The organism is Colwellia sp. 6_MG-2023 (genome assembly GCF_030547765.1).
Classification (GTDB): domain Bacteria; phylum Pseudomonadota; class Gammaproteobacteria; order Enterobacterales; family Alteromonadaceae; genus Colwellia.
This window is the reverse complement of the sequence record NZ_JAUOPP010000003.1, coordinates 1-11,570: the sequence shown is the minus strand read 5'-3', so window position 1 is coordinate 11,570 and position 11,570 is coordinate 1. Positions and strand designations below refer to the sequence as shown.

Here is an 11,570-nt window from a genome sequence, read left to right as displayed (position 1 = left end):
GTTTTATATCTGGCTTGGTATTTGCTATTCTAGCTAAGGCATTTACATGAGTCAGGAGAATAATAATGATACCTAAATATCCGGCCAATAGAAAAGTTGAAGATGTTGTTGCTTATGTCACGGGAGATTTCAAGCAAAGAGCGATTAAACCTGAATCTATGATCATTGAATCGTGGCAACGATGCTATAGCGATTATCAGCTTAATCCCGACTCTGAGAATGAAAGGGTTGTACTTACTTCACATGAATTAAATAACCACCAACAGTTAATGGGAGACTATTTTAAAATTGCAGTTGATGGTGTCAATAGTTTTGGTCGTGCATTAAATCAAGCCGGCTTAGCTGTATTGCTTGCGGATAGTCAAGGAGTGACCGTAGCCAAGCAATTACCTACCGCAGGAATAGAACTTTTTGAATCAAGAGGGTTTGTATTAGGATCTTGTTGGAATGAGAAAATATCAGGTACTAATGCCATAGGTATGTCATTAATAGAAAAGCAACCTTTAATTGTGCATGGCCAAGAACACTATAATAGGAATAGCGGTCAACTTAGTTGTTCAGTGGCACCTATTTTTGACTCATTAGGTAATTTTATGGGATGCCTTAATGCATCTTGTTTAAGTGCAAGCGGAGGAAAAGAAACACAGTTTTTAACGCTTAAATTGGTCACTATGTATGCCAGAATGATTGAAAATAGTTATTTTTACCACTTTCATCGTAATAATATTATTGTAGCAATAAAATCTACTAATAATTTTGGTGAAGAAGGGCAAGAGTGTCTAATTGCCTTCAGTGAAAGAGGGAATATCATTGGTGCAAACCGAAACTCGTTTGCCCAATATGCGATGCTATTTTCAGGCGAGTTGATTGGGAAAAAAGTAGAGGTATTATTAAACTTATCGATTGAACAGTTACAAAGTAGCACTAATGGCGGATTAACGGATTCTTTAATCACAATAGGCGATAGTGAAGAACAATTTAAACTACAAATTAATTTTCCTATGCGATTACTCAGTAAAAGTAATCATTCTGTTAAAGCTAAAAGTGAAACAAAAAAAACACATCATGGTCACCCTTCGCTAGCGCAACTTCAAGGCAATGATCAAGGTGTTGTTAGTAGTATTAGTCGGATCAAAAAAATCATAAATCAAGATATTCCTATTCTTCTTCAAGGAGAAACTGGCACAGGTAAAGAAGCCTTTGCAAGAGCAATTCATGATGAGAGTGATCGAGCGAATGGCCCCTTCATAGCACTTAATTGTGCAGCAATTCCAGAATCATTGATAGAGAGTGAGTTATTTGGCTATCAAAATGGTACTTTCACTGGTGCGCGTAAAAATGGTATGAAAGGTAAACTTAGCCAAGCTAATGGAGGTACAATATTCCTTGATGAAATTGGCGATATGCCAATTCAATTGCAAACTCGACTTCTACGTACGCTTGCTGAAAAGGAAGTGCTACCCTTAGGTGCGGAAGTTCCTGAAATATTAGATGTTAAAGTGATTTCAGCGACTCATCAGAACCTACAAGAACAAATAAAAAATAAAGCTTTTAGGGAAGATTTCTTTTATCGCTTAAATGGAATGTCTTTGAAATTACCTCCATTAAGAGAGCGTAGTGATAAAGATGACGTTATTACGTCAGTATTAAAGTCAGAAAACACATCATTTGATGATGTTCAATTTGAGCGTCAAGCCTATCAATTTCTGTTAGATTATTCATGGCCAGGTAATATTCGACAACTGAAAAACGTACTTAAATATGCTTTAGCTATAAAAGAGGGTTCAACAATTACAATCAATGATTTCCCCGATGATATCATTAATGGCTGCTCTATTATTAATCCTGTACCTGCAAATGACGATAATCAAAGTAGTTCTACTGTGAGTTGCAATGATCAAGATGCAAATATTTTACTCAATTCACTACGTCTGCATAAGTGGAATGTTACAGGTGTTGCAGAGGAATTAGGTATTTGTCGATCAACTATTTATCGAAAAATGAAAAAATTTAATATCGTTCAACCGAATGATATTTTTTAGGACAGGTAAATTATTAAAAATAATAGTTAGCAATAAAATAAGCTTAGGTAATACTATTTTGTTGTTAACTAATTATTCTGTATAGCGTTGTACTACCTTAAACCTGAGTTGATAATTCATAAAGCAAAACCTCACTTCTCTTCATAAATATGATTACTTCAAGCTCTATTTACCGCGATATCTTATCTTTATAACTCGCTATTACCCGCGCTATTCCTTTGATCTTTGGTTGCTTCTCTATACACAGTTGTTGCAATTCGCATATAGCCCGCTACATCTGTACTAATAAAAATGTCAATTTACAGCTGTAGAAGTCAATTTAAAACAAATAAAAAATAAAAAATATACTTTTTAATCAATGATTAATGTTTTATTTTTACGTTTTTATTCAACTGTTTTTTTATTTGGCATAAGCATTGCGATATGAAGTCAGTATTAAAAAATCATTAGAATAAAAAAGGGGAATACAATGAAAAAAACAATGATCGCCGCTAATGTGGCAGCTTTATTAGCATTGAGTGTTACGGCTACTCAAGTTCAAGCTGTAGAGTTTATGGATGGTAAACTTAAGATTAATGGCGCTGCTATGCAATCTTGGCAATCAGCTATAGAAGTTGATGGTGCTGCAAGAGCTCCAGAAGATCAAGATAGCGGATTCCATCGTTTACGTTATGCACTAACGTTTAATGCACAAGTGACAGACCATATTTCAGTGTTCGCTGAATTAGCAGAAGAGCCAAATGATAATCCCAACTTTGCTCAAGATTTAGCTTGGATCCAATTTGAAAAAGATGGTATGGGTCTTAGAGTTGGTAATGTCATTTCTACTACTCAAAACTTCATTGAATATTCTGATGGTGCTGCTGTTCAAAGTAACCCATTAATCGGTAACAGCCCTGTAGATATGATTACAGCAGAAGAAGGTCTTTGGCTTTACGGTTTATCAGACAATTACACTTGGGATGCTGTTTTAAGTAAGCCTAGCTTTGTTACAGATTTCAGTAAAGATTCGGGTTACAACTTTGGTTTACGTGGCACTGTTGGACTTGGTAATGGCTTCTCAATAGGTGGGGGTATATTTCTTACTAATGCTGATTTAGATTGTGGAAGTGGTAATTGTACTGATCCTGGTGGTGCTCCAATTGGCTCACTTATTGGGGTTGGTGATGGCGATAACTATGAATTTGGAACCGATACTGATGGTGTATCTGGTACACCAGGTCGTGGTAGTCACTTTGCTATTGTCCCTGGTATCAATGCTACTATTTGGCAATTAGACGCTCAGTATGAAACGGATAACTTCAAATTAAATGCCTATTATGGTCAAGCTCAAGATGATTACAGCTGGGCTGATTCTAGTATTGCTGGATACCGTCCAGTATCTGCAAACTTTACCGAACAAGATTCTGAAGTTAGTTTCATGAGTGTTAAAGCTAAATATAATATTAACAATACTGTTTACCTTGCAGCACGTTATTCACAGTCGACTAATGAGTCAACTGGAATTTCAGGTGACGACACCTTAGATCGTATTCAACTAGGTTTAGGTTACACAATCGAAGAAAATGTATTGTTAAAGTTAGAATATGTTAAACAAACAGAAGAAGCATTTTCTGGTGGTCAAGCTACCGATGGTACTGGTGAAGCTGAATGGGACGGCATAGTGGCTGAACTGTCTGTAACTTTCTAAATTATACAGCTTTAATTTAGCGTATAGCTTTTAAGTAACCCTCTTGTTATGTATAGAAGCATTGCTTGAGGGTTATTAACATCAATGAGAATGAGATTATTATGAAAGAAATAACCGCAACATCTTTAAGTATCGCCCTTGTCGGCGCATTAGCAACTTGGCTCGCATTTGGCCCACTATCTGGATACATTTTAATTTGGGCAATTTTTATCTCTTGGGCCGGTTTTTCTGCCCTTGGTGGACATAATGAGGCCTTAAAAGACACGATAGTCTGTGGTGTTTTTGGCGTCGTAATTGGTTGGATTGCCGCTTATATTGTTTTAACTATTCCTTTAGGTGAGACCTTAGGTATGCCACTTTGGAGTGCTATTGTTGTAGCTGTTACAGCTTTTACTGTTGTATTTGCATCAAACCTTCAAATTTTCGGGGCTGTACCTGCTTCAGTTTTATCATATGCAGCAACGTTTGCTTATCTTCTACAAACTAGCGATAAAATGTCTATTGCCACTTTAACTAATATCAATTTTGACAACCCATTATTACTTATATCTTTATCTGTTGTTTTCGGAGGTCTATTTGGCAAGCTGTCAGTAATAGGTGCCGGCATTATGACTAAAGAAGCATGATGAAGGATATAATTATGTTACAACGATTTCCGCTATCACTCCTTTGTATTGCTTGTTTGTCAGTAGTGAGTTCTACTGTACTTGCGGCAACAGATAAAACTGAAATACCTGATTTAAGTCAAAGGGCTATAGATCCTGAGGTTATTGTTGTGACTGGTACTCATCAGCAAGCAGATCTCCTTACTTTAGCTGGTAATATTACTCGCATTTCAAGTGAAGATATTGCCTCAGTTAGCTCTGTACACCCCAGTGATATATTAAACAGAGCAACAGGCGTACACGTTCAAACCAACAACGGTATGGAATCCTTACCTTCCTTACGTTCTCCCGTTTTAACTGGCCCTGGAGCTGCGGGTGCCTTTTTATTTCTTGAAGATGGCATTGCTACTCGAGCAGCAGGTTTTGCGAATAACAATGGTTTATCCGAGTTAAACCTTGCTCAAGCAAAAGAAATTGAAATAATTCGCGGTCCTGCTAGTGCAACTTATGGTTCCAATGCAGTACATGGTGTAATTAACGCTTTAACAAATGCGCCAAGTGATAAAAGTAATATTACGGTGCTCGGTGGCCCAAATGATAGTTATCAATTGCAAGGCAGTGGTGGCATTGAAATGGGTAAACATGGCGTTAGTGGTAATATTCAAGCGGTTAACGATGGCGGATATAGAGAAAACAGTGACTTTGAATCATTGAAGCTTGGATTACGCTATGACTATCATCAGGGAAAAGACCAACTTAGAACGACTATTTCAGGCTTTACCCTTGATCAAAAAACAGCAGGTTTTATTTCATCTGCTGATAATGGTGACGGTTGTTACGCATCAACTCATGCAGCAGAAACGTTATACAAAGATTCTAATGCAATGAAAAAGAATTGTGATAGTGATGCCTATCGTAAATGGACATCGTTACGTTTAGCAACAAACTGGCAGCGAGAGTTAACTGACGAGACAAGCTTAAGTATTACGCCTTATTTTCGTGTTAATGAGATGGAGTTTAGTCAGCATTATTTACCTTCAAGAGCGATTGAAGAAAACAGTCATAACAGTATAGGGTTAGTCAGTCATTATAATTGGCAAGTGAACCAAGAGTTATCTTTAACTATGGGAGTTGATATTGACTGGACCAATGGTGAGCTGACTGAAACTCAAGAGATACCCGATAGTTATAGTTTCGGTAAAGCACGTCAACAAGGCTTACATTATGATTATGAAGTACAAGCAACAACCATAGCTCCTTATATTCAAGGTGACTGGCAGCTAAATGATAACTTTATGTTAACCGGTAGCTTAAGGTTTGATAACACGAAATATGACTATGAAAATTTGATAGCTGATGGAACAACTAAAGCTGATGGCAGTCCATGTCTTGATGATAATGAGTCACCTATAGGTTGCTTATTCCAACGGCCGAGTGACAATATTGATAGCTTTGATAATACCAGTGCAAAATTAGGTTTTAATTACCGTATAAATAACGATGTAGCCTTATTTGCCGATTGGTCACAAGGATTTAGAGCACCGCAAACCACCGATTTATATCGTTTGCAAAATCAACAGGTGATTGGAGAGGTTGATTCTGAACAGATTGACAGTACTGAAATAGGTATTCGTGGTGTTTCAGCTAAGTTAACCTATGAAGTAGTAGGTTATTACATGACTAAGAAAAACTTCTTCTTTCGTGATGATAATGGCTTGAATGTTACTGATGGTAAAACCTCTCATCAAGGTATTGAACTAGGGTTGGATTATAATATTTCTGACCGTATTAACATTGCTGTTAATTATACTTATGCACAACATGAATATGAATTTGATCGCGAAAGTAGTGGTGTTGTTCATGGTAATGAGGTTGATACAGCACCTAAACACCTTGGTAATGTAAGACTTTCTTGGGAACCAACTTTATTGAGTAAAATCGAATTAGAGTGGTTACACATGGGGAAATACTACTTAGATCCAGCAAATGAACATGAATATGCAGGCCATGATTTATTTCAGTTAAGAGGCTCCATACAATTAAATAATAAAGTTCGTTTGTTTGCTCGAATAGAAAACCTTACTGATGAAAAGTATGCTAGTCGTGCTGATTATGCTTATGACGCCTACCGTTTTTTTGGTGGTCAACCCCGCGCCCTTCATCTAGGCATCTCTAGCACTTTTTAATAATACAAAGTTTAAAATAATAAATATAAACGTTTAACAAAGCCGGCTAACTTTATCAGTCGGCTTTTTTATTTCGCTTATAGCTATTAGCCTATTTAGCCATCTAAACGTTTAGATGTTGACATATCTAGCAATCTAAGTAGTATTGTAAGTATAGTTTTTCTATACTTTGTTTGCTTTTTCTTCGTCATAGGTGCGTTATGCCAATTAAAATTCCAGATCAATTACCTGCATTATCAGTGTTAGATAAAGAAAATATTTTTGTTATGTCTGAACATAGGGCCATTTCTCAAGAAATACGCCCAATGCAAGTCGCTATTTTGAATTTAATGCCAAATAAAATTGAAACAGAAGTGCAAATACTGCGCATGTTGTCGAATACTCCATTACAAATAAATATAGAGTTTATTCGTATTAATGCCAATGAATCGAAAAATACCCCAACAGAGCATTTAGATACCTTTTACCATTTATTTGATGATGTAAAACATAAACAATATGATGGTTTAATTATTACTGGAGCGCCGTTAGCTTTACTTGATTATTCACAAGTTACTTTTTGGGATAAAATATGTGAAGTCTTTGATTGGGCAGAAAAAAATGTTACTTCAACAATGTTTTCTTGTTGGGCTGCACATGCCGCGCTGTACCATCACTATGGTTTGAATCGCCATTTAAGAAAAAACAAATTATCGGGAATTTTTAATCACAAAGCACTTGATGAAAAAGAACCTTTAACGCGTGGCTTTGATGAAAATTTTAATGTGCCGCATTCTCGCTATGGCTACATTGATAAATCAGATTATGAAAGTATTTCACAAATAAAAGTCTTAGCAGAATCTGAAGAAGCTGGAGTTTATTTAGCTGCGAGTAAAAATAAGCAACAAGTTTATTTAACAGGCCATCCTGAATATGATACCTCTACTTTACACGAAGAATTTTTACGTGATAGCTTAAATGATAGTGGCACGGCGATACCTAAAAATTATTATAAAGACGATAACCAAAATAATCCTCCTATTGGTTCTTGGCGAAGTCATGGTAGTCTATTATTTACTAATTGGCTTAATTATTATGTTTATCAAATTACCCCATATAAATTGGATGCTTCTAATATCAAAGCAATACATCCAGATACCGTCATTTAAGTTTTGTAGATATCCCAAATTTGATTTAAAGATTTATCCATAGGAAACCGATACACCATGAAAAAACATCCTTCATTCGCTTTATTCGAACAGCAATTGGCTAAAAATATTCTAATTCTTGATGGTGCTATGGGAACAATGATCCAAGCCTATAAGTTTGAAGAACAAGATTTTAGAGCAGAGCGATTTGCTGATTGGCATACGGATGTTAAAGGCAATAATGATATGTTAGTGCTTACTCAGCCTGATATCATAAAAGCGATTCACCTTGAATATCTTGAAGCCGGTGCAGATATTCTTGAAACCAATACATTTAACGCCACTACGATTGCTATGGCCGATTATGATATGGAAGAGTACAGCGCTGAAATTAACTTTGCAGCGGCTAAAATTGCCCGTGCAGCAGCAGATGAATACACCAAAAAAAACCCTGAACGTCCTCGTTTTGTTGCCGGTGTTTTAGGTCCAACAAACCGTACCTGTTCAATTTCACCGGATGTGAATGATCCTGCATTTCGTAACGTTACTTTTGATGAATTAAAAGAAGCATACATAGAATCAACTAAAGCCTTAATTGAAGGTGGCAGTGACATTATTCTTATCGAAACCATTTTCGATACCTTAAACGCTAAAGCCGCCATTTTTGCTGTTGAAGTAGTTTTTGAAGAGTTAGGTGTGCGTTTACCGGTAATGATTTCAGGCACAATCACCGATGCCTCTGGTCGTACATTATCCGGTCAAACGACCGAAGCGTTTTATAACTCTTTACGTCACGCTAAGCCGATTTCATTTGGTTTAAATTGTGCTTTAGGACCTGTTGAATTACGTCAATATGTTGCTGAACTAAGCCGAATCTCTGATTTCGCGGTTTCTGCACATCCGAATGCAGGTTTACCTAATGCTTTTGGTGAATACGACTTTAGCGTTGAAGACATGAATACCCATGTTGCTGAATGGGCTGAAGCGGGTTTCTTAAATATTATTGGTGGTTGTTGTGGTACAACACCTGCCCATATTAAAGGTATGGCTGAAGCGGTTGCGAATATTGCACCGCGTAAAATAGAGGCACGTAAAATTGCTTGTCGCTTATCTGGTTTAGAAGCGTTAACCATCGAAAAAGATTCGTTATTTGTTAACGTGGGCGAAAGAGCTAACGTTACTGGCTCTGCCGTGTTTAAACGTTTAATCACCGAAGAAAAATACGATGAAGCCATTGCTGTAGCACTACAACAAGTAGAAAACGGCGCGCAAATTATTGATATCAACATGGATGAAGGCATGTTGGACTCAAAAGCTGCGATGGTACGTTACTTAAACCTCATTGCCGGTGAGCCTGATATTGCCAAAGTACCAATCATGCTTGATTCATCTAAATGGGATATTTTAGAAGAAGGCTTAAAGTGTATACAAGGCAAAGGCATAGTTAACTCTATCAGCTTAAAAGAAGGGGAAGATAACTTCCGCGAGCAAGCTGAATTATTAAGACGTTACGGTGCTGCTGTTATTGTTATGGCGTTTGATGAAGAAGGTCAAGCCGACACGCGCGCACGTAAATACGAAATTTGTCATCGAGCTTATCATATTTTGGTTGATGAAATTGGTTTCCCCGCAGAAGATATTATTTTTGATCCTAATATTTTTGCGGTAGCTACCGGAATTGATGAGCATAACAACTACGCGGTTGATTTCATTGAAGCGGTTAAAGATATTAAAGATAATTTACCTTATGCTATGATTTCAGGTGGTGTATCAAATGTATCGTTTTCATTCCGTGGTAATAACCCTGTTCGCGAAGCTATTCATGCAGTATTTCTTTATTACGCCATTAAAAACGGTATGGATATGGGGATTGTAAATGCAGGCCAACTCGCCATTTATTCTGACCTACCCAAAGATTTAAAAGACGCGGTAGAAGACGTTATCAGCAATAGTGATGATGGTGCCACTGAGCGTTTACTTGATGTTGCTGAAAACTATCGTGGTCAAGCGGGCAGCCAAAACAATAAAGCCGATTTGTCATGGCGTGAATTGCCTGTAGTAAAACGTATTGAGCATTCGCTAGTAAAAGGCATTAATGAATTTATCATTGAAGATACTGAAGAGGCACGATTAGCTGCCGAACGACCTATCGATGTGATTGAAGGTCCGTTAATGGACGGCATGAATGTGGTAGGCGATTTATTTGGTGCCGGCGAAATGTTCTTACCACAAGTGGTTAAGTCTGCTCGTGTAATGAAACAAGCGGTTGCGCATTTGAATCCCTTTATTGAAGCAGAAAAAACCGAGGTTAAGTCAAACGGTAAAGTATTATTAGCTACCGTTAAAGGCGATGTACATGACATCGGTAAAAACATTGTTGGTGTTGTGCTTCAGTGTAATAACTATGACATTATTGACTTAGGCGTGATGGTTTCTTGTGAAGATATTTTACGTGTAGCCAAAGAAGAAAAAGTCGACATTATTGGTTTATCAGGCTTGATCACACCGTCTCTTGATGAAATGGTGCATGTAGCTAAAGAAATGAAACGTCAAGACTTTGAGTTACCATTACTGATTGGTGGTGCAACAACGTCGAAAGCTCATACAGCTGTTAAAATTGAGCCACAATATGAACACCCTGTAGTGTATGTTCCTAATGCTTCACGTTCAGTATCGGTAGTAAGTACGTTACTTTCTGATGAGCTACGACCTGCCTTTATGCAGCGTCAAAAAGAAGAGTATGTGAAAGTTCGTGAACGTCATTATAAAAAGGGTCCACGCTCAAGTTTAATTTCCCTTGAAGATGCTCGTGCTAATGCAGCGCCAATCTCATTTGAAAATTACACGCCGACTAAACCGAAGAACTTAGGTGTTACTGTACTTGATAATATTGATTTAAATATTGTGCGTAACTACATTGATTGGACGCCATTTTTTATGACTTGGCAGTTATCAGGTAAATACCCACTTATTTTAAAACATGAAGTTGTCGGTCATGAAGCTACTAAATTATTTAATGATGCTAATGCATTACTTGATGACGTTATTAACAATAAAAAGTTAACGGCAAAAGCGGTATTTGGTTTATTCCCGGCTTATCGTGAAAAAGATGATGTTGTGTTATTTGCTGATGAAGCACGTGAAACGCCAATTACTAAGTTTCATCAATTACGTCAACAAAGTAAAAAACCAGCAGGACAGTTTAACCGTTGTTTATCTGACTATATTGCCACTAAAGAGTCTGGCATTAATGATTACATAGGCGGTTTTGCTGTTTCATCTGGTTTTGGCTGTGACGAATTGGTGAAAGCATTTGACGCAGAAAATGATGACTACAACAGCATACTCATTAAAGCGGTAGCCGATAGGTTAGCAGAAGCAACTGCCGAATATTTACATGAGCAAGTACGTAAAGAATATTGGGGTTATGCGCCAGACGAAAATTTGGAAAATGACGATCTAATTCGTGAAAAATATCAAGGTATTCGCCCAGCGCCAGGTTACCCTGCATGTCCTGAACATACTGAAAAAGGCTTGTTATGGGAACTACTTGATGTTGAAAATAACATTGGCATGGAACTAACCTCAAGCTTTGCCATGTGGCCAGGTGCAGCGGTAAGTGGTTTCTATTTTGCTCATCCAGATGCCAAATACTTTGCTGTAGCTAAAGTAGCTAAAGACCAAGTTGAAAACTATGCCTCGCGCAAAGAAATGACCATGCCACAAGCTGAACGTTGGCTATCAGCCAATTTAGACTACGAGCCAGAGTAATAAGTTAAATAAACGAGCATGCTATTAATCTTGAATGTTAAACTTTGTTGCACTCTTGTGAAGTATATGTGCTTTATACCAATCTCACTAACTATGTGATCATTTCTACTTGCTAAAATCACCAACTACATCGTTATTTATTTAATAAT

At 37.2% G+C, this 11,570-nt stretch carries 6 protein-coding genes; all 6 read left to right on the top strand.

What is annotated here, in order from left to right:
* Window positions 1-65: 65 nt before the first annotated feature.
* The 6 genes from Q4503_RS02730 (at window position 66) to metH (ending at window position 11,421) form a co-directional block, all read left to right on the top strand.
* Complete coding sequence (locus Q4503_RS02730; RefSeq protein WP_303601325.1) at window positions 66-2,042, top strand: sigma-54-dependent Fis family transcriptional regulator; 1,977 nt, start codon at window positions 66-68, stop codon at window positions 2,040-2,042.
* Window positions 2,043-2,511: 469 nt separating this feature from the next.
* A complete protein-coding gene (locus Q4503_RS02725) occupies window positions 2,512-3,732 on the top strand; it encodes a porin (protein ID WP_303601324.1) in 1,221 nt (406 codons plus the stop codon).
* A gap of 101 nt (window positions 3,733-3,833) precedes the next feature.
* Window positions 3,834-4,358 carry a DUF1097 domain-containing protein gene (locus Q4503_RS02720; RefSeq protein WP_303601323.1) on the top strand — a complete coding sequence of 175 codons (525 nt, stop codon included), beginning with the start codon at window positions 3,834-3,836 and terminating at the stop codon, window positions 4,356-4,358.
* Between the two features lie 14 nt (window positions 4,359-4,372).
* Window positions 4,373-6,523: a TonB-dependent receptor gene (locus Q4503_RS02715; RefSeq protein ID WP_303601322.1), complete on the top strand. Its 2,151-nt coding sequence runs from the start codon at window positions 4,373-4,375 to the stop codon at window positions 6,521-6,523.
* 200 nt (window positions 6,524-6,723) lie between these two features.
* On the top strand, window positions 6,724-7,671 hold the full coding sequence (gene metA / locus Q4503_RS02710; protein WP_215971314.1) for a homoserine O-succinyltransferase: 948 nt from the start codon (window positions 6,724-6,726) through the stop codon (window positions 7,669-7,671).
* 57 nt (window positions 7,672-7,728) lie between these two features.
* Entirely contained in the window at window positions 7,729-11,421 is a 3,693-nt protein-coding gene (gene metH / locus Q4503_RS02705; protein WP_303601321.1) for a methionine synthase, read from the top strand.
* Window positions 11,422-11,570: the final 149 nt, after the last annotated feature.

What these genes read in the sequence shown, in the direction of transcription:
- Q4503_RS02730 (WP_303601325.1), top strand. Translation starts at nt 66, where the DNA reads ATGATACCTAAATATCCGGCCAATAGAAAAGTTGAAGATGTTGTTGCT.
- Q4503_RS02725 (WP_303601324.1), top strand. Translation starts at nt 2,512, where the DNA reads ATGAAAAAAACAATGATCGCCGCTAATGTGGCAGCTTTATTAGCATTG.
- Q4503_RS02720 (WP_303601323.1), top strand. Translation starts at nt 3,834, where the DNA reads ATGAAAGAAATAACCGCAACATCTTTAAGTATCGCCCTTGTCGGCGCA.
- Q4503_RS02715 (WP_303601322.1), top strand. Translation starts at nt 4,373, where the DNA reads ATGTTACAACGATTTCCGCTATCACTCCTTTGTATTGCTTGTTTGTCA.
- metA (WP_215971314.1), top strand. Translation starts at nt 6,724, where the DNA reads ATGCCAATTAAAATTCCAGATCAATTACCTGCATTATCAGTGTTAGAT.
- metH (WP_303601321.1), top strand. Translation starts at nt 7,729, where the DNA reads ATGAAAAAACATCCTTCATTCGCTTTATTCGAACAGCAATTGGCTAAA.